Annotated in this window: 24 protein-coding genes and 1 pseudogene; 8 read left to right on the top strand and 17 right to left on the bottom strand. The window is 41.2% G+C overall.

Annotated elements, in window-relative coordinates; all coding sequences use genetic code 11:
- Nucleotides 1–24: 24 nt before the first annotated feature.
- The 4 genes and pseudogenes from R2B77_RS15190 to R2B77_RS15175 all read left to right on the top strand — a co-directional run bounded on the left by R2B77_RS15190 (nucleotide 25) and on the right by R2B77_RS15175 (nucleotide 5,350).
- Entirely contained in the window at nucleotides 25–1,500 is a 1,476-nt protein-coding gene (locus R2B77_RS15190) for a spore germination protein (RefSeq protein ID WP_203248974.1), read from the top strand.
- 4 nt (nucleotides 1,501–1,504) lie between these two features.
- Entirely contained in the window at nucleotides 1,505–2,647 is a 1,143-nt protein-coding gene (locus R2B77_RS15185) for a GerAB/ArcD/ProY family transporter (RefSeq protein WP_203248973.1), read from the top strand.
- Entirely contained in the window at nucleotides 2,622–3,719 is a 1,098-nt protein-coding gene (locus R2B77_RS15180; RefSeq protein WP_203248972.1) for a Ger(x)C family spore germination protein, read from the top strand. Before R2B77_RS15185 ends, R2B77_RS15180 begins: the two co-directional genes overlap by 26 nt.
- A gap of 329 nt (nucleotides 3,720–4,048) precedes the next feature.
- Nucleotides 4,049–5,350, top strand: a pseudogene (locus tag R2B77_RS15175) (IS3 family transposase).
- Nucleotides 5,351–5,787: 437 nt separating this feature from the next.
- Here the strand turns inward: R2B77_RS15175 and R2B77_RS15170 are convergent.
- The 4 genes from R2B77_RS15170 to R2B77_RS15155 form a co-directional block, all read right to left on the bottom strand.
- A complete protein-coding gene (locus R2B77_RS15170) occupies nucleotides 5,788–6,333 on the bottom strand; it encodes a DUF5412 family protein (protein WP_203248971.1) in 546 nt (181 codons plus the stop codon).
- A 417-nt stretch (nucleotides 6,334–6,750) separates the two neighbouring features.
- Nucleotides 6,751–7,041: an RNA-binding S4 domain-containing protein gene (locus R2B77_RS15165; protein WP_203248970.1), complete on the bottom strand. Its 291-nt coding sequence runs from the start codon at nucleotides 7,039–7,041 to the stop codon at nucleotides 6,751–6,753.
- Nucleotides 7,038–8,495: a bifunctional methyltransferase/pyrophosphohydrolase YabN gene (locus R2B77_RS15160; protein WP_203248969.1), complete on the bottom strand. Its 1,458-nt coding sequence runs from the start codon at nucleotides 8,493–8,495 to the stop codon at nucleotides 7,038–7,040. The genes R2B77_RS15165 and R2B77_RS15160 overlap by 4 nt, the downstream gene beginning before the upstream one ends.
- Before the next feature lies 1 nt (nucleotide 8,496).
- Nucleotides 8,497–10,092, bottom strand: a complete 1,596-nt coding sequence (locus R2B77_RS15155) for a putative polysaccharide biosynthesis protein (RefSeq protein ID WP_203248968.1) — start codon at nucleotides 10,090–10,092, stop codon at nucleotides 8,497–8,499.
- A gap of 282 nt (nucleotides 10,093–10,374) precedes the next feature.
- On the opposite strand from R2B77_RS15155, the gene R2B77_RS15150 reads away from it, so the two are divergent.
- From R2B77_RS15150 to R2B77_RS15135, 4 genes are all read left to right on the top strand, one after another.
- Nucleotides 10,375–10,545 (top strand): aspartyl-phosphate phosphatase Spo0E family protein, encoded by a 171-nt coding sequence (locus R2B77_RS15150; RefSeq protein ID WP_203248967.1) that lies wholly within the window; start codon nucleotides 10,375–10,377, stop codon nucleotides 10,543–10,545.
- 141 nt (nucleotides 10,546–10,686) lie between these two features.
- A complete protein-coding gene (locus R2B77_RS15145; protein WP_203248966.1) occupies nucleotides 10,687–11,721 on the top strand; it encodes an ABC transporter permease in 1,035 nt (344 codons plus the stop codon).
- Between the two features lies 1 nt (nucleotide 11,722).
- Entirely contained in the window at nucleotides 11,723–12,397 is a 675-nt protein-coding gene (locus R2B77_RS15140) for an ABC transporter ATP-binding protein (RefSeq protein WP_203248965.1), read from the top strand.
- A 111-nt stretch (nucleotides 12,398–12,508) separates the two neighbouring features.
- The gene (locus R2B77_RS15135; RefSeq protein WP_203248964.1) at nucleotides 12,509–12,979 is read left to right on the top strand and encodes a GNAT family N-acetyltransferase; all 471 of its coding nucleotides are present in this window, start codon (nucleotides 12,509–12,511) and stop codon (nucleotides 12,977–12,979) included.
- A 198-nt stretch (nucleotides 12,980–13,177) separates the two neighbouring features.
- Here R2B77_RS15135 and spoVT read toward each other — a convergent pair whose 3' ends face one another.
- The 13 genes from spoVT to veg form a co-directional block, all read right to left on the bottom strand.
- On the bottom strand, nucleotides 13,178–13,714 hold the full coding sequence (spoVT, locus tag R2B77_RS15130; protein ID WP_203248963.1) for a stage V sporulation protein T: 537 nt from the start codon (nucleotides 13,712–13,714) through the stop codon (nucleotides 13,178–13,180).
- 216 nt (nucleotides 13,715–13,930) lie between these two features.
- Complete coding sequence (gene mfd, locus R2B77_RS15125; RefSeq protein ID WP_203248962.1) at nucleotides 13,931–17,461, bottom strand: transcription-repair coupling factor; 3,531 nt, start codon at nucleotides 17,459–17,461, stop codon at nucleotides 13,931–13,933.
- 158 nt (nucleotides 17,462–17,619) lie between these two features.
- Nucleotides 17,620–17,850, bottom strand: a complete 231-nt coding sequence (locus R2B77_RS15120) for an anti-sigma-F factor Fin (RefSeq protein WP_203248961.1) — start codon at nucleotides 17,848–17,850, stop codon at nucleotides 17,620–17,622.
- Nucleotides 17,851–18,018: 168 nt separating this feature from the next.
- On the bottom strand, nucleotides 18,019–18,576 hold the full coding sequence (pth, locus tag R2B77_RS15115; protein ID WP_203248960.1) for an aminoacyl-tRNA hydrolase: 558 nt from the start codon (nucleotides 18,574–18,576) through the stop codon (nucleotides 18,019–18,021).
- 75 nt (nucleotides 18,577–18,651) lie between these two features.
- Nucleotides 18,652–19,278 (bottom strand): 50S ribosomal protein L25/general stress protein Ctc, encoded by a 627-nt coding sequence (locus R2B77_RS15110; RefSeq protein WP_203248959.1) that lies wholly within the window; start codon nucleotides 19,276–19,278, stop codon nucleotides 18,652–18,654.
- Between the two features lie 108 nt (nucleotides 19,279–19,386).
- A complete protein-coding gene (locus R2B77_RS15105; RefSeq protein WP_203248958.1) occupies nucleotides 19,387–20,346 on the bottom strand; it encodes a ribose-phosphate diphosphokinase in 960 nt (319 codons plus the stop codon).
- Between the two features lie 14 nt (nucleotides 20,347–20,360).
- Nucleotides 20,361–21,731 carry a bifunctional UDP-N-acetylglucosamine diphosphorylase/glucosamine-1-phosphate N-acetyltransferase GlmU gene (gene glmU, locus R2B77_RS15100; protein WP_203248957.1) on the bottom strand — a complete coding sequence of 457 codons (1,371 nt, stop codon included), beginning with the start codon at nucleotides 21,729–21,731 and terminating at the stop codon, nucleotides 20,361–20,363.
- A 279-nt stretch (nucleotides 21,732–22,010) separates the two neighbouring features.
- A complete protein-coding gene (gene spoVG / locus R2B77_RS15095) occupies nucleotides 22,011–22,295 on the bottom strand; it encodes a septation regulator SpoVG (protein ID WP_203248956.1) in 285 nt (94 codons plus the stop codon).
- Between the two features lie 166 nt (nucleotides 22,296–22,461).
- Nucleotides 22,462–22,836, bottom strand: a complete 375-nt coding sequence (locus R2B77_RS15090; protein ID WP_203248955.1) for a RidA family protein — start codon at nucleotides 22,834–22,836, stop codon at nucleotides 22,462–22,464.
- A gap of 1 nt (nucleotide 22,837) precedes the next feature.
- Nucleotides 22,838–23,665, bottom strand: a complete 828-nt coding sequence (gene purR / locus R2B77_RS15085) for a pur operon repressor (RefSeq protein WP_203248954.1) — start codon at nucleotides 23,663–23,665, stop codon at nucleotides 22,838–22,840.
- A gap of 56 nt (nucleotides 23,666–23,721) precedes the next feature.
- The gene (gene ispE, locus R2B77_RS15080) at nucleotides 23,722–24,588 is read right to left on the bottom strand and encodes a 4-(cytidine 5'-diphospho)-2-C-methyl-D-erythritol kinase (protein ID WP_203248953.1); all 867 of its coding nucleotides are present in this window, start codon (nucleotides 24,586–24,588) and stop codon (nucleotides 23,722–23,724) included.
- Between the two features lie 184 nt (nucleotides 24,589–24,772).
- Entirely contained in the window at nucleotides 24,773–24,952 is a 180-nt protein-coding gene (locus R2B77_RS15075; RefSeq protein ID WP_203248952.1) for a small, acid-soluble spore protein, alpha/beta type, read from the bottom strand.
- A gap of 132 nt (nucleotides 24,953–25,084) precedes the next feature.
- Nucleotides 25,085–25,351 carry a biofilm formation stimulator Veg gene (veg, locus tag R2B77_RS15070; protein ID WP_203248951.1) on the bottom strand — a complete coding sequence of 89 codons (267 nt, stop codon included), beginning with the start codon at nucleotides 25,349–25,351 and terminating at the stop codon, nucleotides 25,085–25,087.
- Between the last annotated feature and the right edge of the window lie 116 nt (nucleotides 25,352–25,467).

Raw genomic sequence — 25,467 nt, 5'->3', positions numbered from 1 at the left:
TACATTTAGAGGTGAGGGATGTACATGTTTTGGAAAAAACAATCAAATGAAAATAAGCCTGTTTCTCAATCAAACGCAGAATCAGAATTATCAGTAGAGGCTCTAAAAAAAGCCCTCGTTCAAATGGATGATGCGGAATTTGTGGAAATCAACATTTCTGAAAATCAAAATGTTGATCTTATCTACGTAAGAACCCTGATTGACCAAGAAAGATTAAATGAAAGCATTGTAAAACCTTTATATAACTGTTCCAAACAATCCATTCAGGAATGCATTGTTCACTCAACAATAAACTCCATTTCCACTTTTAAAGAGGCAAAAAAGCAGCTGTTTAAAGGATCTGTCTTGTTATTTGACTCTTCGTCAAACCTTTGGTTCGCTATCCCTTTAGAAAATCCACTTGGACGTGCAATTGAACCATCCGATACTGAAACCATCCTTTTAGGAGCAAAAGACAGTTTTAGTGAACAGCTAGAACAAAATATTACGCTCATTCGTAGACGTCTTCCAACACCTGATCTGAAAACAGAGAAGTTCACCGTTGGTTCTTTAAGTGAGACAAATGTGGTTTTATTGTACATAGAAGGGCTGACCAATCCAGAATTTGTTTCAACCGCCAAAAAGAAGATTTCGGAAATTAATTATGATCTCTTCTCTGATTCTTCTCAAGTAGCGGAATTCATGGAGGAACATCAAGATAGTATTTTTCCTCAGTTTCAGCAAACTGACCGACCTGATGTTGTTGCTTATTCTCTGGGATTAGGAAAAATTACGATTCTGGTAGACAATACACCTTTTGCTCTCGTTGCCCCAATTACTATTTTTCATTTGTTCCAATCACCAGAGGATTATATTAATCGATGGGTAGTTGCCAGTTTTTTGCGCATCATCCGATATGTAAGTTTTATTCTGTCTATCACATTGGTCCCATTCTACGTGGCTTTAACAACTCATCACTATCAAATGATTCCTTTACAAACACTTTTCATCTTGGTGGAGTCAAGGAGCAAGCTTCCGTTTACTCCTTTTTGGGAAGCATTTATCATGTTGATTTTTATTGAAATTATAAAAGAAGCAAGTTTAAGGATGCCAACAAAGACTGGTCAAACGCTTGGGGTTATTGGGGGCATTGTAATTGGTCAAGCAGCAGTTGAGGCTGGTTTGGCAAGTAAGGTGTTAATTGTCATGGTAGGGATTTCAACTATCGGATCCTTTCTTTTTCCTAATTACCTTGTGACAAAGGCGAATTCATTGATTCAATTCATTTTTCTTGTATTTTCTTCGTTTCTTGGGATAGTAGGGATTGTTCTGGCAATGATTATCGTTTTAGCCCACCTTAATGGCTTGTCTTCACTCAAGCAGCCATATTTATCCCCTGTTGCCCCTTTCTACGGAAAAGATTGGCTTGACCTATTCATTCGAGGGCCTTTAGTCAAAATGAAGGAGCGTCCAGAACATCTTAAACCGCTGAAGATGAAGAGATATCAAACTAGGAGATGAACTGATGGAAGCCCTTCAATTATTTAATAAGAATGAAACCTATAATGGGTTCTATGTCATGTTGATGGTAAATCGCCTCCAAATGCTTTACTTTTTTTTGATTATGCCAAGGTTTTTGATCCATTCATATATGATTTGGGTGATTATAGCGGTCGGCATATTGTCTCAACTAAACATTCTTCTTTTATCCAAATGGTTTTTAACCCGGTTTTCTAGCGAAGGATACAACGGGTTTGTCCAATTATTCGGAAAAAAACTTGTACGTCTCCTTTCATTCATCGGGTTGTTCTTTATCCTGCTTAAACTTTTCGTGATTATGTTAGGATTCTCGGAAATGGTTCAAATATTTATGTTTCCAGCTACAGATTCAAATTGGCTTATCTTTTTTATTCTGTTGTCTTGTTTGTATGTAGCATGGAAGGGCGTTGAAAAAACTATACGTTTTGTCGTGATTTCATTTTTATGTACATTTTGGATGTTCTTATTCTTTGCTTTTTTCTTCTTTCCTCCAATAGCTCAACTCAGTGATTTGTATCCGATTATTCCAATGGAATTAAGTAGGGATTCCTGGAAAGGAATATTTTTAATTTTATCTTCATTTTCAGGGCCTGAATTTCTGGTATTTTTGGGACCGTGGTTTAAAACAAATAATAAGACATTTCGCTATTTGTCTTATGGCAATGCTCTAACCGTTATAGAGTATGTATCCTTATATATGGCGTCCTTATTCTATTTCGGTTCCAATTATTTAAGCAAAAGTCAATTTCCAATTGTCACTATGGCCCGTTATTTTCAAAATCCAGTAATTGAACGTATTGATATGGTCATGCTTTCTTTGACATTATTTAACATCGTCTTTGCGGTTTCAATTTTTCTACTGTTGTTTTATGGAGCATCTAAAATAGCTAATGGGAAAATGGAGAGACCACCCAGTCGAGTAGGCTTTTTATTCAGTGTATTCATTATTTTAATTGGAATGATTCTTGTGAATGAATGGATTTGGAAATCAGATGAAAAGCAGGTTATTTTACTTAATCTTCAAATTTTAGCAGGAAGCTTAAGTTACTTAGTGGTTCCAATTACTATTATCGTAGTGATGAAGATAAAGGGGGTTAATAAACATGAGACTACGAAAGAAGATGGCTAAAAAATTGTCAATCATATTTATGGCATTATGGTTAACTGGATGTGCCCCTTTTACTGAAAATAACATTATTGAAGAGCTTGCTCCAGTCACATTTTTATCACTTAGTAAAGGGGATGAAGGTAAAATAAAAATCAGTACGATTTTGCCTTCTCTAAGCAAAGAAAAAAAGAGTGTAATGACGGAAGAAGTAAGCTTAATAAAGGAGGGATTAAGGAATTTTAATATAAACTTCTACCAGGAAACAAAAACTGGGCAAATGCGAATGCTGATAATTAATGAAGACCTCGGAAGAAACGAGGGGATTATGTCCATTATTAATGTGTTATTGACTGATCCGGATATTTCTTTGAGAATCTATTTAGTTATCGTAAAAGGAAATTTTGAAGAATATTTGGAAAATCAATTGGACGAACAAGACAATCTTGATTACTCTTTTTACCGAATGCTGAAGCACTATGAGGAAAAAAATCAGGGAGAATTAAGTGTCGTTAATCTACATGAATTTAAAAATTTGTTATATACTCCTTATTCAGATCCTTTCTTACCTGTATTCAAAATAGAAAATGACGCTATCAGCTATGAAGGTACAGCCCTGTTTCAAAATGATAAACTAGTTGAAATAATAACAACTTTTGATGATCGTATCTTCCAGCTGTTACACAACGATCACTACTTAGCAGTTTTACCGATCCCAGAATTAGAAGTTGTTCTAGGTCATGTTAGGTCTAAAACGAAAGTGGATATCAATAAAAGCTTGTCTACAATGACCTATACAGTGAATATAGACTCAAGAATTGAAGAATACCGGGGAGAAAAGCAATTATTTGACCCGAAGGATTTAGAAGATTTAAAAAAAGATATCCAATCCAATCTTGAAAAACAAACACAAGAACTAGTAAAAAAGATGCAAGAATTGAATGTGGATCCATTACAGCTAGGCATTCATACATTAAAACCATTCTCAAAACCAATGGATGAAAAAAAATGGATTGAACTTTTCGAGAAGATGGACATTAAGATTGATTATCAGTTTAATATTGAGCCTTTGACGGATTCAAACGCAAAAAGTTAATTACAATAAAAGAAAAAAACGCACTCACTTGAGAAAATGTACCCTATGAGATAGACACTTAAAAAAAGTCTCTCTTATGGGGTACTTTTATTTATAATGGGAATAACAACGATTATATGTTGACATAAAGAATTCCACCAACAACGCTTGTCGCTTGGGGTTGCCTCCCGCAATAAGCCAGACAGAAGATCACTGTCAGTCTTATTGCTTCGGCTACCCCAGTAAGGCGCCTTCGCTGGAGTTTACAAGAAAAACATAAATCCAACATATATAGATAGAGCGGAGCAGAACTTATATCAAAGAAATTATTTAATGATTAAGAACAAAAAATGCTGAGGAGAAATTCCTATGTAAAGGCTGTTAGTGAAAGGGGAATTACATATATAGATGAATTTAAAGCTATGGCTATTAAAGAATTTGAAGAAGGAAAAAGTTCACGGAGAATCTTTGAAGATGCGGGGGTCGATATTGATATCGTGGGGATTCAACGAGCAAAATCAGCTTTGAAACGCTGGCGTGCAGCCTATAAAGAAAATGGTCTATCTGGGCTAGAAGATACACGTAAATATCATTCAGGACGTCCTTTGAAGCGTGAATTAAGTTTAGATGAAAAGTATGCCAGATTAGAAGCGCAAAATGCCCTTCTGCGTGCGGAAAATGAACTACTAAGAAAGATAGAACTAGCAGAAAGGATGTTGGGGAAGAAAAAGTAAAACTAACAGAGGAACGACAATTCCAATTGATACACACCGTCATCGAAAAGCATGATTTAAAACGAATGGTACGCTACCTTTGTCAATTAGTAGGGGTATCCCGTTCGGGATATTATCGATATTTTTCAGATGAGGAAGTGGAAAAACGACAAACAAATCATCAAGCTGATGAAGCAGTCAAAGCCATCATTTTAAAGGCCATTCATTTTCGACGTCGTCCCAAGGGGGCTCGCCAGATAAAAATGACATTAGAACGCCAGTATCAAATTACATATAATTTAAAACGAATTCATCGTATTATGAAAAAATTTGATATCGTATGTCCGATTCGAAAAGCGAATCCTTATCGTAGGATGGCAAAAGCAACAAAGGAACATCGTACACTACCAAACCTTTTAAATCGCAAGTTTAAGCAAGGGATTGCCGGAAAAGTATTATTGACGGACATTACCTATTTAAGTTATGGGAAAGGAAAACGTGCCTATCTATCCACCATCAAAGATGCGGAAACCAATGAAATTCTAGCCTATGAAACATCCGATAAAATAACGCTAGATATCGCCCTAAATACAATAAAGAAATTAAAGAAGAATGGTAGAAAGCTAGCTGCTGGTGCATTCATCCATCCACTCAGATCAAGGTGTTCATTATACTAGCCCCCACTTCCAAAAGCTTGTGAAGAAAATGGGTTTAGGCCAGTCAATGTCACGTCGTGGGAACTGTTGGGATAACGCTCCCCAAGAATCATTCTTTGGTCATTTTAAAGATGAAATAGATATGAAATCATGTGAAGCTTTGGAAGATGTAAAACGAGAGATAAAGAGTTATATGACCTACTACAATCATTATCGAGGTCAGTGGAATTTAAAGAAGATGACGACTGTAGAATACAGACACCATCTTCTTCAAGTTTCCTAAATATGTTGAATGTATGATTCTTACTCACTTCAGCTGATTGAAGTGGAGAGCGGCGACTCCAGCGGGAACAGCGCGAGCCGAAGACCCCGCAGGAACGCAGTGACGAGGAGGCTGAGGCCGTGCCCGCGGAAAGCGTACGCTCGGAACGGAAATCAGCAGCTGGTTAGATTCTTTAGTTCAGCTTATACAAGGACTTTTTTTAAAATGTCCTTTACAAAGGGTACATTTTAATAATCATGACCGTCTTTTTTATTTATCAAATTCAGGTCTTTTAATTCCGATAATGGTTCTGTAATTTCTAAATTACAGACTTTACAAATTAGTTTCAACTTGTCGTTTCCTCCTTTTATATGCATATGGTTCCAGTCAATGCTACAAATCTGTTTTTCTTCAAGTAAAGCACACCCTTAATTTAAGTAGATTGTTGCTAACAAACATTAATATCCAAAAGTTTCGCCTTCGTTTAATTTCAAAACATGATTGTTAATCGAAACTTTATTATTGCTTTTCCATTCAACATTTATGTTTTCAGTTCTTTTTTCATAATAAATTCTCTTTTTAAACCAAAGTGGTCCATTCAATTCTCCTCTTATCACAAATGTTCCCGCTGCTCCTGCGTCCCAACGATGGAAATCTATGATTAAGCTATTGTCTGGAGAACTCACCCTCTTTATATGTTCATTTGCTCCAAATGATGAAAAAAAGAATGTAAACGATAGCGCTAAAAAAAGTGCGATAGATAACATCGACGACAAGGTTATCGTTAACCAACTTCTTGTTTTTATCCGCCAGTTTCTCTTATCTTTAAGACCTTTAATTCCTAAAATAAAGGCTAGTACACTAATTATAAAGAGAATGTAATTTGGCGGTGAAATTAACCAAGTGTTGTTAATATTGGAATATAACGAATAGAATGCCGCTCTTAAACAAACAAGTATTAAATAAAGAGACCAAAAGTTATATCGTTTTTCCAAAGAACTCATACTATCCCGCCTCTCTAATAAATAAACGTTCATTGCCTTAGAGAATTTGCGCAACATTCCTATTAAACTTAACTGCCGCATTAGTTCGACAATTCATTCGACGCTGAACGGATTTATATGTTGCATGCACCTCTAGTAGACATAACACCGGGAGTCAGAAGCTACGTACCCCCACAGTCACGCGGAAAACACCTTTTGTAATCCCTGTTGCTTCTGTGCACCATTTTAAACAATCACTTCACTACGCTGTTTTCCATTTCCTCACACACCTCGAAAATGAACAAACACCAAAATATTACCGAAAAAAATGTGTGGGGACGCTATAAAATCGCATCCCCACACATCAAGATATCTTCGTAATCATATAGAATCCGTTCAATCCAAAACAGCTATTCACGTAGCACTCATTTTATAATCTCAATCCTCATCATCCACAAATTCAGGTTCCACTTTTTCCAGCTTCTCTTCTTTCAAAATCGTGTACATCGAAGCTGCGTCTTCTTTTTTCGTTGATTCTTTCAATAAATTGATTTTTACCGTGACGATTTTTTGACCGAAACGGATGGCTAATTCATCGCTTTCTTTGACGACGGATGATGCTTTTGCCACTTTGCCGTTGATTGTAATCCGACCTTGGTCGGCTACTTGCTTTGCTAATGTCCGTCGTTTGATTAGACGGGATACTTTTAAAAATTTATCGAGTCTCATTGTTGTTCCCTACCTTTCGCTAATTGCCAAAACGCTTCGAGTTCGTCGAGTGTGTAGTCGGCAAATTCTCCCCGGCCTTCTTTGACACTTGTTTCGACGAATGAAAACCGTGAACGGAACTTGTGGTTGGCGTGGACCATCGCTTCTTCCGGAGACAGCTTGAGAAACCGTGAGATATTGACGATGGTGAACAGCACGTCACCGAGTTCGTCTGTTTGGCTTTCTTTTGTACCATTCTTCACTTCTGCATGGAATTCCTGCCATTCCTCTGCAAACTTATCCAAAGCACCATCAATCGTCGGCCAATCAAATCCCACCTTCGCCGCCTCTTTTTGATAATTAAAGGACGTTAACAGAGCAGATGAATACCGATCTTGCCCATCCAACAGCGATTCCACCTGTGGCTTCTCGCTTTTTTTAATGTCCTGCCAATTTGACAACACCTCTTCGGAGTTCTCTACGCTTTTATCCCCGAAAACATGCGGATGACGGCGAATCATTTTCGCACCAACAGACTCAAGTATGTCTTCCATTGCAAAATAACCATCGTCCTCGCCAATTTGAGCATGTAAAAATACTTGTAGCAAGACGTCACCGAGCTCTTCAATGACTGCATCATCATCCTGTTGCTCAATGGCTTCCAGCAGTTCATGCGCTTCCTCGATTAAATATCTTTTCAACGAAGCATGTGTCTGTTCACGATCCCATGGACAGCCATCAGGTGCGCGTAATGCAGCGATGATTTCACGGAATGTTGACCAATCCTTCAATCGACCTTCCCGTTCGAGCACTGGCGGAACGTACACTGTCGTCAAGTTATCGATGGTCGTTACATGATCCAGCTCGAATAACGGAACTGTACTTAGCTTTTCACCTGTAGAGCCTGCCGCTGTTACAATCGTCACAGGATGATCGTATGCATATTTCTCCATCAATGATAACTTCACTTCCGATGCCACAAATGCATCATACACTTGTCCAATGAGGACATGCTGCGTCATTTGCACATCATCGCGTTTCATATCTGTGCCGTCGAGCAATTGAAAACCCTCGATTGGATCAATGCGTAGCGCCGCAAAAATCGGGTCTAGAAAACTATTTCCCCCGGCAATATTCAGTTCGACAATGCCCGCTTGCTCTTTTTCTACTAATAATTGCACCGTTCGTTCTGCCACTAGCGGATGCCCTGGCACGACATATGTGACTGGTTGTTCGGCACACATAACCAATAGTTCCGCGACGATTTCTTCGTAAACCGACTCGAATGCATCATGTTTTTCATAAATCGCATCGAAGCTTGTCAACTCCACGCCCTCAGCTCTTAATTCAACAATTGCTGGGTGTTGGTCTGTCCGCGCAACGATAGTTGTTGCCGCTTTTAGTTGTCGATAGGTCCCGAGGGCGAGTTGGTCTAAATCCCCAGCACCGAGACCGATAATTGTTATTGAATGCATATTAGTCACCTTTTCTTTGATTCAGTCGTAATTGTAATGTAGCTAAACGTTTGCCGAACGGCAAGAGATACCATTCCTTCTCTGCCATTATACGCGATTTCATAATAACGAGCAGGAAAACGGACGCTCCTAGTGTAACTGCCGTCAATGCAATAACCGTCGCCCCCATCCGGCTTGATAATCCGTCAAATAAAAAGCCGTCCGCTACGACCATCCACGGTAGCACTACTGCAACCATCAGCGCGGTTGCAGCCATGACCCAACCGTAAAACCTGCGAGGCGCAAGCTGGATGGGATGGACCTTTTTAAAATACAGTATGAGTCCTAGCGTAATGACTGCGAAACCGATATTACCCGCAATCGACGCCCCCTTGACGTCCCATAGAGGAACAAGCAATTGATTGGCAATCATTTTTACAACAAGTCCAGCCATCAGCAACAACGTCGGGATTTTCACTTTTCCTGCTCCTTGCAAAATAGCGGTAAGCGGTAAAATCAATGACAGCCAAAAAATTTGCAGCGAAAAAATAATAAGGGCAACAGATCCAGCGCGTGTTTCAAATAGCATTTCATTGACATAGGGCAACACGAGCGCCAGTCCTGCGGCTGCTGCCCAGCCAAACAAAAATGCCGTCCGAAACGTTAGGCGGATGAAAGGCAAAGCCCCCTGCCCTGCCCTTTTCGTTGAGTGATGTGCAATGAGCGGCACAATTGCCAAAGCCAGCGTTGAAGCAATGAGAATCCCCATTTGCACAAGTGGCTGCCCGCGGTCATAGACACCTTTCATCTCCATTGCTGCATCCTGCGCAAAACCATTTGTCAGCAAAATATTGTAAACAGTAAATGAATCGACGAGCTGAAACAATAGAAGGATGAGTGAACTGGCGCTGACACTCAAACTGACCACCGTCAATTCTTTAACGACGCCCCATGTATCCACCTTTTCCAAAGGTCCTTTAAATGTATTTCGAAAATAGAGTGCCAAAATAACAACGCCCGCAGTTTCTCCAACAACCGCACCCCACATCGCCACCTCGCCAGCTACGTATAGCGAAGCGCCCGTACGTACGGCAATCCATGTCCCAACCAAAATGACTACGACACGAAATGCTTGCTCACCAACTCCCGACACTGCAACAGGCACCATCCGACCTTCTGATTGAAACGACCCCTTCAACACCGCAAGCGCCGGCATAACTAACACAATATAAGCACCCGCACGCAATAAGGTCACAAGCTCTGGATCTCCCATAGCCCGTGCAAAAAACGGGGAAAAGACCGTCAACACCACAAAAAATGTTAGTGACAACACGAGTAAATAGCTAAACGCCACTCGCATCATAGCCTTCGCCTCACCACGACTCGCACTGCCTGCCAACAATTTCGACACCGCAACCGCAAAACCATACGACGTCCAAACAATAAAAATTCCGATAAACGGATACACCTGTTGGTAAATGTAAAACCCTTTATCCCCAACTAGATTTTGAAACGGCACCCGATACACCGCACCAAGCAACTTCACAACTATCGCCGATATCGTCAAGATCGACGCACCTTTCATGAACGTTTTCATATTCCAATCCACAGAAGACATGCCCGACCCTCTTTCTATATGTAATGAAATCAGTATACCATTAGTCTCATTCATGAATGGATTCCAGCGATATAGATAGCTATTTACCAAGAAAGGTTTGGGGTACAAAAAACCAGGTATGAACTGCTGAAAACTATTCTATGGAAAAGAGTTGCCTAGTTGCAGCTCTTTTTTATTTTATTTAATCAAAATAAGTTTAGTTTGGTAAAGTCTGGGGTACATCCTAATATAACCAGTTAAATTAAAGATACTATCATAAAAAAAATTAATGGAGGGATAATTGTGGTCAAAAAAATTCCTAGAAAACACATTCTTGCAAGACAAATCAAGTTAAAACAACAAGATATGTATGCCAAGGCTAGTCTTTTTGGCTTTACCCATCCAATTGTTGTTACTTGTAGTCAAGAGCTGGACCAACTTCTGAATAAGTATCAAGGACTATGCACCGCCTAATAAACATTAATACCCTGGAACTGATTTGCTGTTAACAATCAGTTCTTTTTTGTTGCGCCAAAACTGTAATATTGTGTTCATTCTCCGTTCATCTAACTCCCCTATACTCTAGTTATTCACAACAAACGGAGGCGTAAAAAAATGAATATTGCATGGAAAGAAATTAGCAAGAACAAAGTAAAGTTTACGATTTTGGGCTCCATCATTTTTCTCGTTAGCTTTTTAACATTTATCATATCCGGCTTATCTAACGGACTATCACAAGATAATGCAGCGTTAATAAAAGATTTGCCGGACGGACAGTTTTACATGAATGCCGACGCCAATGAAACATACAATCTTTCAAGAATAGATGAAAATAGGCAGGCTACTCTCTTAAAAGAACACCCAGCAGCAACCGCTTTGTCAATTCAAATGGGCTTTATCAACGATAAGGATGACAAACAAAGTAGCGTAGCTTTCGTCACATCAACTGATTCAGAATTGTTTCCGGCAGTTGCACCAGGAGAGATCATTCTAGATCGTTCATTAGAAGCGAATGGCATTAAGGTCGGAGATGTCTTAACGAACAATCAGTTTAGTGGAGAATTCAAAGTAACAGGATTTGTCGATCAACAAAAATATAGCCATGCACCTGTCGCTTTCATCAGTATGATCAACTATCAAGAAATTTACCGTGTCCTTGAAATGCAATTAGTGTTCGTCCCAGGACAGGACAAAGCACAGGACATTGCGTCCTTACAAGCCTTTTCAAATAAAGAATTTCTCAACACTATTCCAAGCTACAGTGCAGAACAACTGTCACTCAATATGATTATTTGGTTTTTAGTCGCCATTAGCGGCATGTTGTTCGCGATATTCTTCTATATGATGAACGTCCAGAAAATCGGTTTATACGGCATCTTAAAAGCACTCGGTGTGAAAACGAGCCGATTATTTGGCATGATGTGGTACCAAATGATTGTCATCACCGTTATTGCACTCGGACTGTCTGTTGCATTCAGCCAAGGCTTTGCATTTATTGCCCCTGAAGGAATGCCCTTCAGCTTAACCCTTGCCACAACGGTTCAATTGTCCATCCTATTCTTAGGTATTGGATTCATAGGTGCAACACTTTCTGGTATGCAAATTAAAAAAGTAGAACCACTACAAGCCATCCAACAAGGAGAGGTATAAGATGACCATTTTCACAATTGATGAAGTAACCAAAACATTTACTAACGGCGAAGTTGAAGAACAAGTATTAAAAGGCATTAACCTTGCTTTGCAAAAAGGCGAAATCACCGCATTAGTCGGCGCATCCGGATCTGGAAAAAGTACCATTCTAACGATTGCAGCGGGATTGCAGCAGGCATCAGATGGGCAAATACTTTTTGAAGGACAAAATATGACGGGCATGAGCCAGGAGCAAATTCGAAAAATTAGAGCGAGCGAGTTTGGGTTTGTCTTTCAGTCCTCTCACCTCGTCCCTTTTTTGACAGTAGAAGAGCAGCTGCTGCTGATGCTTGATGTGTCGGAAGTAAAAATGAATAAACACGTCCAAAAAGACGAAATAAAAAAGGTACTGACATTAGTCGATATGTATCGTCGAAAAGATGCCTACCCTGCTTCCCTATCTGGCGGAGAAAAGCAACGCGTCGCCATTGCCCGCGCGATTATTCACAAACCGAAAATGTTATTTGCGGATGAACCGACTGCGAGTCTGGATTCAAAAAGATCAAAAGACGTTATGGAATTAATTCGAGAGTTAACGAAGACACTGAATATCACGACATTGATGGTGACACATGACGAGGAAATGTTGTCGTATGCGGATCGGGTAATTACGATGAAGGATGGATTGATCGCGTGAGAAACTAACCCATGTAAACCGATAGTTTGGTTTATGTGGGTTGGTTTTTTATTCACCTCATTGAGTAAACATTATTTATTGTGTATATTTATTCAAAGGAGAGTGATTGCCGTGGAAATAAAATTCGCAACAACATCCGATGCCGCCATCATTCATGATTTAATGATGCAAGCATTTATAGTCTACAAAAATGAAACTCCGCCTTCCAGTGCTTTAGAGGAGACCATCCAGTCAATAGCAACAGCTTTGGAGGATGACGAGCAAGTATTGATTGGCTATATGGCTAATCAACCTGTGGCCATGGTCCGATTCCAAGTACAAGAGGACTGTATTTATTTTTATAGATTATCCGTTATTCCAGAAAAACAAGGTCAAGGCATTGCAAAGGAAATACTGAAAGCATTAGAAGTGTATGCACTTGAACAAGATAAGTCACTGATCCAATGCAAAGTTCGTATGTCTGTACCTAAGAATATTGCATTATATCAATCCATAGGATATGAGATTTGTGATGAGGAAGTTGTCTATAAACCGGATGGGGTTACTGTAAAAGTCGTTTCTATGAAAAAGAGATTTCATTGAATCTTTGATTCAACCACTTCTATCAGGATTCACTTTTTCTTTTCTCCCCATGTTTATGGTGAATTCTTTTCGCAAGTAAATTATGCAAGCGCATCCCCTAAGTACCGAAGCAAATTTAAAGAGAACCTTTACCACCACTTCTATCCATTAAAAAACAGCCCACAAAAACCGCAAACTCTCGGTCCGTGTGGGCTATTCTTATTGCTCCATCTGTTTCGATAAAAAATGTGCAGCTGTTTCTGCGGCTTTTTGTTCTGGCTCGCCGATGAAATGGACCTTCGATAACAAGTAAACGGCCCCAATTGTGTCGCCGCCTGCTACGATGGGTGCGATGCAATAGGATTTGACCTGCTCAACTTGTCCCGGTATCCATTCCACCGCCTTTTCAAGTTTTTCAGTGACGATTTTACGACCTGCTAGGATTTCCTCGATGTCTGGAGATAGCTGGCGATTTAAATAATCCTTTTTCGATAAACCTGAGACAGCAATCATTTCATCCCTATCGCTAATCAGCGTAGGTGTGCCGAGCGTTTCATACAGCGTTTCCGCGTACTCTTTCGCAAACTCTCCCAGTTCCGATATCGGGGAATATTTCTTCAAAATCACTTCGCCATCTCGATCAGTGAAAATTTCGAGCGGATCTCCTTCACGAATTCGGAGTGTCCTCCTAATTTCCTTCGGAATAACTATCCTTCCTAGATCGTCGATTCTGCGGACGATTCCCGTTGCCTTCATAACATGATGCCTCACTTTCCACAAAATTGAATATCAATTGCGCCTTGGCGTAATTGCATCGGGATTTTGAATTGTGCACAGCACAATTCAAAATCCCTGACATCCGCCGGAGGCTTAGCTTGAATCAGCTAAGAGTTTGAACTTCTGCTGATTCAAGTTAAATCTTGTTTCAATTGTAGTATGCATCATGTTTGGACAAAATATGCAACATGCCCTTTAGACGGAATCAGAAACAACTGCTTCCTTTACAGCAGATTTCAGAAGCTTCATCATTTCTTCCAACACATCAAATGCGGTCTGTTTCCCTGTATGGCGCTCATCGACAGTCATGATGAGCTGACCACCTTCCATTGTAAAACCAACCGCACGACCAAATTTCATCGATTCAGATACCAGTTTAGCACCATCTGTTGTCGCTGTTCCTTCCGGCGATATCCGCACCTCAATACGTGTATTCACTTTCTTAATCGATTCAACACCCGCCAGACGTCCCCACGCCTTAATGCGCGCAATACGCAGCAGTAGGTCGGCTTCAAGCGGCATGTCTCCGAAACGGTCTGTCATTTCATCCACAAGCTCACTATAATCCTCATCGCTATCAATTGCTTTCACCCGTTTGTACATTTGAATCTTCTGGAAACCATCACGGACATACTCATCCGGAATATATGCGTTGACCGGCAATGAGATTTCCATCTCCTGAATATCTGCTTTCACAATACCCGTCTGCTTCTCTTCAATCGCTTCCTGCAACATTTGCGAATACAAATCGAAACCGACTGAGTCGATGAAGCCGTGCTGTTGCGAGCCCAACAAATTACCTGCCCCACGAATGGACAAGTCACGCATCGCAATTTTAAAACCGGAACCGAGTTCAGTAAATTCTTTAATCGCCTGTAGACGGTTTTCAGCTACTTCCGTCAGTACCTTATCACGCTGATAAAGGAAATAGGCATATGCCACACGATTCGAGCGTCCTACACGACCACGAAGCTGGTACAGCTGCGATAAGCCCATACGGTCCGCATCATGCACAATTAGCGTATTGACATTTGGAATATCGATACCTGTTTCAATAATCGTCGTCGTAACCAGCACATCATATTCCCCTTCAAGGAAACTTAAAATAACCGATTCAAGTGCCGACTCGCCCATTTGTCCATGCGCAAACCCTACCCTAGCTTCTGGAACAAGCTGCCTGATTTCATCTACTTTTCGCGTCATATCCTCAACACGATTGTACAAGTAGAACACTTGCCCACCACGACCCATTTCCCGTTCAATGGCCTCACGAACGAGTCCAAAGTTATGTTCCATCACGTACGTCTGAACAGGGAAACGATTTGCCGGCGGTGTTTCGATGACAGAAAGATCGCGAACACCTAGCATCGACATATGAAGCGTCCGTGGAATCGGCGTTGCAGTCAGTGTCAGGACATCCACATTCGTTTTCAGCTGCTTCAATTTCTCTTTATGCGTCACACCGAATCGTTGCTCTTCATCGACGATCAATAGACCTAGATCCTGATAGACAACATCTTTTGAAAGAAGACGATGCGTCCCTACGACAATATCGATGGTACCAGCCTTCATTCCTTTTAACGTTTCCGTTTGTTGCTTTTTTGTCCGGAAACGATTTAACAACGACACTTCTACTGGGAAACCAGAAAAACGCTCTTTCATCGTTTCATAATGCTGCTGTGCGAGAATTGTCGTTGGCACAAGGAACGCAGCCTGTTTCCCATCTGCCACAGCCTTAAACGCCGCCCGGATAGCCACTTCTGTTTTCCCGTAGCCTACATCTCCACACAGCAACCGATCCATCGGACGCTCTTTTTCCATATCCAACTTTACTTCCTGAATCGAACGAAGCTGATCATCTGTTTCGTCATAAGGGAATGCATTTTCAAATGCACGCTGCAAATCATCGTCCGGCGCAAAAGCATGCCCTTTTTCTGATTCACGTTTGGCGTAGAGAAGGATTAGATCATCTGCAATATCCTGAACAGCAGCCGATACCTTACTTTTCGTTTTCTTCCAATCTGCACTGCCCATTTTATGCAGCTTCGGTTCTTTTTCACCAGATGCAACATATTTTTGGATTAAATCAATTTTGTCGGTCGGAACATACAGCTTATCCTCCCCACGGAAATGAATAACAAGGAAATCCTTATCTATGCCACCCTGACTTAAGTTATCAATCCCGATATATTTCCCGATACCGTGGTTAACATGGACAATATAGTCTCCAGGCTTGATTTCTGAATAACTTTTAATACGCTCTGCATTGGTCATCTTTTGTGGTTGAGTTTTACGCTTAGGCTTCCCTTTGAATAATTCCGAATCTGTTATGACCGCAATTTGTTGGAATGGCAACTCAAAACCAGCAGACAAATCTCCATCGATAACAAGTACTGCGCCTGCACTCGATGGTTTGCCAGACAAGACGGATTCCATATCATAATCTCGCAAAATCGATTGTACTTTTTTCATACGTTCTGTTCCATTCACAACAATGAACACATTGAAACGACCTTGCTGCCAGCGCTCCATTTCATTCTTCAATAAATTCATCTGACCATGAAACTGCTGCATCGGTTTACACGAAAATGTAACGGTCTTTTTCACCGTGATACCTGGTATCGAGCGAACAAATAGTGATAAATAAACTTTTCGCTGATCTAACATGCTGTGTATTTCATCAAACGACCAGGAGGTTTTTGCATCATGAACAATCTTTCCTTCTTCTAGAAGTGCAATCATCCATTCCTTTTCCTCCGCTTCAAGCGATGCAACGACTTCCAAAACACGTCCAATCTCATCAAATAAAACGGTACCATTACTCGGGAAATAACTTTCGAAGGAAGATGTCACAGCTGAAAATGACGCATATTTCAACATATTCTCCGGAATCATACCGTCCCTTAATAAGCCAATATCTCCTGTCATATGTAGCGTTAACCGTTCTTTCGCTTCCGCATCCTTCATCTTCTTCAAACTAGCGCCAAGTGCTTGCTCTAGCTTGTCTGCAACGGTCATCAAATCTGCCGATGCCCAAACAAACTCCGAGGCCGGAAGAATAGTGACCTCTTCAAGCTTGCCTGTGGAGCGCTGATCCTCTGCCAAAAAAGTACGGATGGAGTCGACTTCCGTATCAAATAATTCAATCCGAACAGGATCTTCCATATTCAATGGATATAAATCTAAAATACCTCCGCGTAGCGCAAATTCACCCGGAGCCGTTACCATTGGCTGCCTCGTATAGCCCATCGAAACAAGTTGATCTAGCCAGTGTGAGATATCTATCGTATCGCCTATTTTTGCGAACAGCGAACTGTTCAGCCATCGCTCTTTTGTCGGCAATAATTTTTTCATACCCGCAATAGGGGTAATATATATTCCTTTTCCAATCCGAGCCATATGATCGATTGTGTCGACACGTTGAGCACGGAGCTCATAGCTGGAAATCGAATAATCAGCTGCAATGAGTTCCTCTGCAGGGTATAAATGCACGAGAGAATCACCTAACATTTTAACAAGGTCTTCGTATGTACGTTGTGCTTGTAGTAAATTAGGAGACACAATCAGAACCGGTTGCTGACTTGATTGTTGGAGTGTTTTGAAAAATACCGATTTTGCCCCTCCTGATAGTCCGGCGACGAGCTGGCGGTCTTTCCCTAACTCTAACTCTTCAACTAGATTTCGAATCTCTTTTTCTTGTAAAAATAAATCTAACAGCGCTTCCACTCGTACACTTCCTTTCTTTTCATTAAATACACCGGTTCAAGTAGAAAATCAAACACGCCGGAGGCTTTAACCTGACTCAGTGGGGAGGGTACCCCCATCCCACTGAGTCAAGTTAAAGCGAAAAAGCTTTGAACGCTATAAAGCGTCAAAGCATACCTCTATTGAAGCCACTTATGAAGTGTGTAATAGTCCGGAAAACGTTGAAGGGACTGTTGACACTGCTCACATATGCAGCGCACCGTCATATCTCCATCTTTTCCATACGTCAAAAACTGTTCCTCTTGCCCCTCGTCTGTCTGTTGTAACTGAAGGATAGTATCCTTCACAGATTCGAAAGGAAGTGTACCTATTTCTGTTGCGCAATGCCGACATGTATAACGAATCGCCATTATTCTCCGCCCCTTTTTACCTTTAGTATAGGCAAAAGACGGCTCCGTTATTCGTAACACACTACTATAACTTCGTTCAGCAAGAATTGACTAGATCAATGACGCTGATTTTGAACTCCCACAGAATAAATGCATTTCTAGCATTCATCCCGCTATTTCCTATTGAATTTAGTTAAAGTTGTTCATGACATCAAGGAAAGGTTTGGCGAGCCATGCTTCGCAAGCAGAAGCACTTTTTTCTACCATTTCCTTAATTAATGGACTTTCTTCCTTACCAAATGGCGACAGCACATAATCAGGTACTTTCATGCCACTTGGTGGACGTCCAACTCCAATACGAATTCTATTGAACCGGTCTGTACCAAGATGAGCAATAAGTGATTTCATCCCATTATGACCACCCGCACTCCCTTTTTGACGCAGTCGAATGGTTCCAGGTGCAATATCAAGATCGTCATATAAAACGACGACATCCTCTACATCAATTTCAAAGTAATCCATTAATGGTCGGACACACTCACCCGATAAGTTCATATATGTTAAGGGCTTGACTAGCATCACTTTTCCTTCTGGGCGATGAACGACCGTATACATGCCATTGAATTTTGCCTGCATCGCGGGTGCTGTCAGCCGATCACAAAGCTCATCAATAACGTGAAAACCCACATTGTGACGGGTTTTTTCATATTGTTTACCCGGATTTCCGAGTCCAATAATCATTTTCATAGTTTTCTCTTCCCTTTTACAGTAGATAGTCGAACAGAAAAGAAGCGCACGGTTTGTCCGTGCGCTCGTTTTATATTATTCTTCGTCTTGTTTTTCGTCAGTCACTGCACTCGTTTCTGACACTTCACTTTCAAGCTCGTCCATTTCTGCTTGCGTACGTGGAGCAGAAATGAGGACAAGTGCATAATCATCATCGTTCAAAATCTCATACTGTGACTTTTCACGGATATCTACGATAGTAATGGTTTCACCAATTTGCAGTTGTGAAATATCGATATCAAAGGTCTCTGGAATTTCTGAAGGCTTCACTTTAACCGTCACTTCACGGTTTGGTTGCTGAAGGGTGCCGCCTTCCTTCACGCCTGGAGAATCGCCTACCAGATTTACAGAAACATCCACTTCAAGCTCTTCCGTCATATTGATTGCAAGGAAATCTGCATGGTGAATATGCCCTTTTAGCGCGTCGGACTGATAGTCATTCAAAACTACGTTAATACTTTTCCCATCAACATTCAGTTTGATCACGCCATTACGACCGGTTACACGAAGTGTATTCAAGAGGTCCCGCTCTTTTACTGAAATCGTTGTTGCTTCCGTATTGTAACCGTAGACGACCGCAGGAACAATACCGTTTTGTCTTAATTGTGTAAGTGTTGATTGTTTTGCTGTTGTTCTCATTTCTGACTGAATTGTTGTACTCATTTTGTTTAGTCACCTTTCTTTTGAAAAAGTTACTCCACCCTAGAAATACCCAATGACAGACGACATGAAACATACCACCGCTTTTTACAATCCTTATTACTTAAACTATCATCCAAATAATGGGCTAACGGACTTTTCTTCGAACACACGAACAATTGCTTCACCCAGAAGTTTAGCAAGTGATAATTCGATGATTTTTGCGGATTTTTTTGATTCTGGAAGCTCAATTGAATTCATAATTACCAATTCTTTGATTTGTGAGTTTTCAATCCGCTCGATTGCTGGTCCTGATAGCACAGGGTGTGTACAACAAGCATACACTTCTTTTGCTCCACTTTCGATTAATGCGCTCGCGGCAATTGTAATCGTCCCAGCTGTATCAATAATATCATCAATCAGGATAGCAGTTTTGCCTTCAACATTTCCGACAATATTCATCACTTCAGCAACGTTCGGGCGCGGACGACGCTTATCGATAATTGCAATAGGTGCTTTCATACGATCCGCCATCTTACGTGCACGTGTTACGCCGCCATGATCAGGAGATACAATAACAAGTTCATCACTATTCAAGCCTTTTCCTTTAAAGTATTCCGTCATAATTGGTTCGCCTACCAAATGATCGATTGGAATATCAAAGAAACCTTGAATTTGCGGTGCATGTAAATCTACTGCAATGACACGGTCTGCCCCAGCTGTTTCAATTAAGTTTGCAACAAGTTTAGCTGTAATCGGCTCACGTGGACGTGCTTTTCGATCCTGACGTGCATAACCGTAATAAGGCATAACGACATTGATAGCACGTGCAGATGCACGCTTCAATGCGTCAATCATAATTAACAGCTCCATCAAGTTTTCATTGACCGGCTGTGAAGTAGACTGAATGACGAATACATCGCACCCACGGATACTTTCTTCAATATTGATTTGGACTTCACCATCGCTGAATCGTTTGACAGAGCATTGGCCAAGTGGAAGTCCAACTTCATCTGCTACTTGCTTCGCAAGTGTTTGGTTAGAATTCAAAGAAAATATCTTCAGTTTATCGTCTGGATAATGATTAGGCATCGTGGCCCTCCTGGTTAATTGAGATTTAGTTTTTTAACATAGCCTTCTTTATTCTCTTGGCGCGCGCGCCCAATTGCAAGTGAACTTTCTGGGACATTTTTCGTAATCGTTGACCCAGCCGCTACATATGCACCTTTTTCAATCGTCACCGGTGCAATTAAATTAGAATTACAGCCGATAAAAGCATCATCTTCGATTGTTGTGATATGTTTGTTTTTACCGTCATAGTTAACTGTGATGGTGCCGCAACCAACATTGACACGTGAACCGATTGACGTATCACCAATATAGCTCAAATGAGATACTTTACTTCCTTCTCCAAGTGTTGATTTTTTCACTTCAACGAAGTTACCAATTTTCACCTTATCGCCTAGATTTGAATCTGGACGGATATGCGCGAACGGTCCTACAGTTGTAGTGGAGCCAACTGTACTAGCCAAGACAACTGACGAGTGAACAGTCGTACCATCACCAATAACACTATCTACAATCTGACTATTAGGACCAATTATACAATTTTCTCCAATAACGGTTTGCCCCTCAATCATTGTGCCTGGTTGTAGAATCGTATCACGTCCAATTTCGGCAGCAGCACTAATATACGTATGATCCGGGCTAATAATCGTGACACCGTTGCGCATATGCTTGTCAGCAATACGGCGGCGCATGACGCTTTCTGCCTCTGCTAAAATGACGCGATCATTAATGCCTAGCGTTTCACTAAAGTCATTCGTCATATACGCTGATACGAGCGCTCCCTCTGCTTGCAAAATGCCAGCGACATCTGGAAGATAATACTCACCTTGTACATTATCATTTTTCACTTTTTTCAACGTTTCAAACAGTACTCGGTTATCGAAACAATACGTACCTGTATTGATTTCGACTATTGCTTGTTCTTCCGGCGTTGCATCCTTCTGTTCGACGTTTCGAAGAACTTGACCGTCTTCCCCTCGAATAATACGTCCGTAGCCCGTTGGATCATCTGCATTGGCCGTCAAAATCGTTGCTTTTGCACCCGTTTCATTGTGATGCGCGATAAGTGCTTCCATCGTCTCAGATCGAATGAGCGGTGTATCTCCGCACACAACAATCGTCGTGCCATCTAAATCACCGATGAGCTTCTCCGCCTGCTGAACTGCATGCGCCGTCCCAAGTTGTTGTTCTTGGAGAACGTATTCACTCTTTTCTCCAAGTGTCTCTTCCACTTGTTCTGCACCGTGACCTACAATCGTCACAATTCTATCAATCCCAAGACCACGAATATGGTCAATAACATGTTCAACCATCGGTTTTCCGCAAACGGGATGGAGTACTTTATATAAATTTGACTTCATCCGTGTTCCTTGCCCAGCAGCAAGTACAACAGCATATGTATTCGTCATGCGACTTCCCCCATCAATGAAAAATAAATTCTAAACGTTCTTTTTTGTTTTTCACTATTGACTATAGCCGAAAGTTCCGTTTTTTTCAACCACATATACTTGACAATTTGATAATAATCTTTTATTATTATCATTTTCATTTTCTCGAATATGTTCACACAGATAAAAAAACTGCCTATTACAGGCAGCCTATACATAGTTAAATGGAGAAAACCAATCTCACCTAGGGGTAATTACGTCCATATTTTGGATTACACTTGTGCAATTCACTCCCTTTATTCACGCACCTGCTCCTTCAAATACTACTTCCTTGACAGAGAGATAATATGCCGTAAGCACCGCATCTTGAATTTTTGTGCGGGCATTTGAATTAATTGGGTGTGCTACGTCCCGGAACTCTCCATCAGGTGTCCGTTTACTTGGCATAGCCACAAAAAGCCCTTCATTGCCATCAATCACCCGAATATCATGAACTACAAACTCATCGTCAATCGTGATTGACGCAATCGCCTTCATCCTTCCATCGGTTTCAACCCTGCGTAACCGTACATCTGTTACTTCCATTCCTTTACCACTCCTTTTGTCTTTACAGCGCATGACGTCTATATTCCACAAAAGAAAGCGTTTTCCTTCTTTTACTTACACAATTTTTTAAACATTAGGAATAACGGAAGGTTCTCGCTAAAAACTTAAAAAAACCCGCTCCAGGTTACAGGGCGGGTACAGGTCATTAATTTGCTAATGCTATAACTTCGATTTCAACTTTTACGTCTTTCGGTAATCTTGCTACCTCTACCGTTGAACGCGCCGGCGTATGTGCTCCAAAATGCTGTGCGTAGACATCATTTAAAGCAACAAACTCATTCATATCTTTAATGAAAACAGTTGCTTTCACAACCTTATCTAATGAAGAACCCGCTTCCGCGAGAACTGCTTTCAAGTTAGCAAATACTTGATGCGTTTGTTCTTCAATCGTTCCCTCGACAAGGAGGCCTTCTGGAGTTAACGGAATTTGACCTGAAGTATAAATGAATCCATTCACGCTAACTGCTTGTGCATACGGTCCAATTGCTTTTGGTGCATTTTCTGTCGCCACATAATTCATATCATTTTCCACCTTCCAAAAAGTAGTTACCTTCTTCCAATTCAACCGTCCGGTCCTTCTCATTAACTGCATGAAGCTTCACAAGTGATAAATAATGGTCGACGAGCACTTCCTCTGGATGAATAGCCTCTACGAGAACAGCAATACCTGCCAGCTCACAGCCAAACTCCTCAAGCAAGTTCTTCATCCCTACCATTGTACCGCCAGCTTTCATGAAATCATCTGTAATGAGGACCTTTTGACCACTTCGCATACTTCTTTTCGATAACACCATTGTTTGAATACGCCTAGTTGAACCCGAGACATAATTAATACTTACTGTTGGTCCCTCTGTCACTTTGCTATCTCGACGAACGACAACGACTGGAACGTTTAGATGACGCGCAATGGCATGTGCAATCGGAATTCCTTTCGTCGCTACAGTCATAATGACATCGATATCCGTTTCCGCAAACGCCGAAGCAAACACTTTCCCGACCCGATCCATAATACGTGGATTTCCAAGTAGGTCTGTCAAAAACAAGTAGCCGCCAGGCAATAATCGATCTGAATGACCGAGCTGCTCCATCAGGAGTGTCATCACTTCACGGACATCTGACTCAGCCATTTTCGGGATATATTTCACACCGCCAGTTGCCCCCGGCATCGTCACAAGTTTTCCCGCCCCTTTTTCTTCAAACGTTTCTTTTACAATCGTCAAGTCTTCACTAATCGAGGACTTCGCCGCGGTATAACGTTCAGAAAAGAATGTCAGTGGAATGAGTTCATGTGGATATTCCAATAAATGTCGGGTCATATCGACAAGACGCTCGCTCCTTTTCCACTTCATGGTACCATCTCCTAAACCCGAATGTTTTAATCGTACATTACCACAATCATACGTGTTTAATCAAGAAAGTGACGCTCTCCGACCATTCTAACCGCATAAACCTCCGGACAAAATCCTTTTAGCCCATTGTATATGCGTGGTACTCGAGATTCGTGTTTAACCAAGCCGAAAACAGTAGGACCACTCCCACTCATCAGAACAGCATCTGCCCCAAATTTCCTCATCTGTTCTTTCAGCATCACAACTTGCGGGTGTAGATCCATCGTCACTCCTTCGAGGACATTGCCAACAGATGCACACATCTTATCGTAATCGCCCATTTCAAGCGCTTCAATCATGCTCGACGTCCGTGGATGATTGACCATAGAGAGGTCAAGGTTACCGTAAATGTCTGCCGTCGAAACCGAAATAGCCGGCTTTGCAAGTATCACCCAACAATTGGGAGGTGCAGGTAAGTTTTTGATAATCTCTCCACGCCCTTTAGCCAACGCTGTTCCACCGTGGACACAGAAAGATACATCCGAACCAATTTTCGAACCTAGCGTAGCAAGCTCGTCCGCTCCGATCCCTAAGTTCCACAGCCTATTCAAGCCCCGCAGTGTGGCAGCTGCATCCGAGCTACCTCCCGCAAGACCGGCAGCAACAGGGATACTTTTTTCTAGTGTAATCTCAACTCCCTTTTTAATGCCATATTGCCGTTGTAGCAGCTCAGCTGCTTGGTAAGCCAAATTTTTTCTATCATTCGGCACAAAACGTTCAGACGTTTTGATCGTAATCCGTCCATTATCCGTCGGACGAATCCATACCCGATCAGCCAAATCCACAGTCGTCATAATCATTTCAACTTCATGAAAACCATCTGGCCGTTTATGTAACACATCTAGTGTTAAATTGATTTTTGCTGGCGCCTTCTCATACAGCATCCGGCTCCCTCCATTCCAGCTTGTCATTATTTCCTATTTTACCATAGGGGGATTTGTTTTGGTTAGAACAAATGTGCAAGATCCCTCTGAAGTTAGCTAAAAAAGAGTTGCACGAGACGCCGTATAGACGCTACATGCAACTCTTCCTCTGTCAGCCTTTAATGGAATTCAGGGTCCTTCATAGCTACTTCTGCTTTTGTGCTACTCCTTGTTCGGCCATTTCGATAGCTCGCTTCACCATATTTCCAGCGTCACGTGCCTTAATGCCACCCCAACCTTCTCGCTCCACAACATCGTAAAACCCAAGCTCTTTCGCAATTTCTTCCTTCAAGCGCTCAGACATAATACTACGTTTTTTCGCCATTCGGTTTTCCTCCTTTTGAAGCTGACGATTGTAGTATGTACCATGCAAAAGAAAAAACACCCTTATAATCACTCGTTTTCAGAATGATCATAAGGATGTCCTACAAAATGAATAAAATCATAAATGCTGTAATTATTTGACGATAAACTCGGTAGAATCTACGCCGTCAAGAATCGTTATTTCAACCGCTTCGGTTAAAATATCTGCGTAGCTGTAAGATACTCTTTCAAATGCATTTTCGTCCTGGTCAAGTTCAACTACGAATACTGCACGATATGTTTCACGCAATACACCAGCTCTTTCGATCGTTTTCTTACGACCACCGTTCGCTCTTAAATGCAAACGTTTCCCTAGATGAGAATCCAATGACTTCTTAATGTCCGCTAATGTTTTTGGCATGTCGCTTACACCTCACTAAGTCTAAGCATAACACTTTTAAAAGGTTCTGTCAATTAAAAGTTTTATTTTAACAATTCATCAGTAAGTTTGTCAATCTTTTTTTCTTCATTCGACAG

It is taken from the genome of Sporosarcina beigongshangi (assembly GCF_033485195.1).
GTDB lineage: Bacteria > Bacillota > Bacilli > Bacillales_A > Planococcaceae > Sporosarcina > Sporosarcina beigongshangi.
This window is presented reverse-complemented; position numbering and strand designations above follow the sequence as displayed.

Excerpts from the sequence above, each read along its gene's own strand:
- R2B77_RS15190 (WP_203248974.1), top strand. The coding sequence starts at position 25 with ATGTTTTGGAAAAAACAATCAAATGAAAATAAGCCTGTTTCTCAATCA.
- R2B77_RS15185 (WP_203248973.1), top strand. The coding sequence starts at position 1,505 with ATGGAAGCCCTTCAATTATTTAATAAGAATGAAACCTATAATGGGTTC.
- R2B77_RS15180 (WP_203248972.1), top strand. The coding sequence starts at position 2,622 with ATGAGACTACGAAAGAAGATGGCTAAAAAATTGTCAATCATATTTATG.
- R2B77_RS15170 (WP_203248971.1), bottom strand. The coding sequence starts at position 6,333 with ATGAGTTCTTTGGAAAAACGATATAACTTTTGGTCTCTTTATTTAATA.
- R2B77_RS15165 (WP_203248970.1), bottom strand. The coding sequence starts at position 7,041 with ATGAGACTCGATAAATTTTTAAAAGTATCCCGTCTAATCAAACGACGG.
- R2B77_RS15160 (WP_203248969.1), bottom strand. The coding sequence starts at position 8,495 with ATGCATTCAATAACAATTATCGGTCTCGGTGCTGGGGATTTAGACCAA.
- R2B77_RS15155 (WP_203248968.1), bottom strand. The coding sequence starts at position 10,092 with ATGTCTTCTGTGGATTGGAATATGAAAACGTTCATGAAAGGTGCGTCG.
- R2B77_RS15145 (WP_203248966.1), top strand. The coding sequence starts at position 10,687 with ATGAATATTGCATGGAAAGAAATTAGCAAGAACAAAGTAAAGTTTACG.
- R2B77_RS15140 (WP_203248965.1), top strand. The coding sequence starts at position 11,723 with ATGACCATTTTCACAATTGATGAAGTAACCAAAACATTTACTAACGGC.
- spoVT (WP_203248963.1), bottom strand. The coding sequence starts at position 13,714 with ATGAAGGCAACGGGAATCGTCCGCAGAATCGACGATCTAGGAAGGATA.
- R2B77_RS15120 (WP_203248961.1), bottom strand. The coding sequence starts at position 17,850 with ATGGCGATTCGTTATACATGTCGGCATTGCGCAACAGAAATAGGTACA.
- pth (WP_203248960.1), bottom strand. The coding sequence starts at position 18,576 with ATGAAAATGATTATTGGACTCGGAAATCCGGGTAAACAATATGAAAAA.
- R2B77_RS15110 (WP_203248959.1), bottom strand. The coding sequence starts at position 19,278 with ATGAGTACAACAATTCAGTCAGAAATGAGAACAACAGCAAAACAATCA.
- R2B77_RS15105 (WP_203248958.1), bottom strand. The coding sequence starts at position 20,346 with ATGCCTAATCATTATCCAGACGATAAACTGAAGATATTTTCTTTGAAT.
- glmU (WP_203248957.1), bottom strand. The coding sequence starts at position 21,731 with ATGACGAATACATATGCTGTTGTACTTGCTGCTGGGCAAGGAACACGG.
- spoVG (WP_203248956.1), bottom strand. The coding sequence starts at position 22,295 with ATGGAAGTAACAGATGTACGGTTACGCAGGGTTGAAACCGATGGAAGG.
- R2B77_RS15090 (WP_203248955.1), bottom strand. The coding sequence starts at position 22,836 with ATGAATTATGTGGCGACAGAAAATGCACCAAAAGCAATTGGACCGTAT.
- purR (WP_203248954.1), bottom strand. The coding sequence starts at position 23,665 with ATGAAGTGGAAAAGGAGCGAGCGTCTTGTCGATATGACCCGACATTTA.
- ispE (WP_203248953.1), bottom strand. The coding sequence starts at position 24,588 with ATGCTGTATGAGAAGGCGCCAGCAAAAATCAATTTAACACTAGATGTG.
- R2B77_RS15075 (WP_203248952.1), bottom strand. The coding sequence starts at position 24,952 with ATGGCGAAAAAACGTAGTATTATGTCTGAGCGCTTGAAGGAAGAAATT.
- veg (WP_203248951.1), bottom strand. The coding sequence starts at position 25,351 with ATGCCAAAAACATTAGCGGACATTAAGAAGTCATTGGATTCTCATCTA.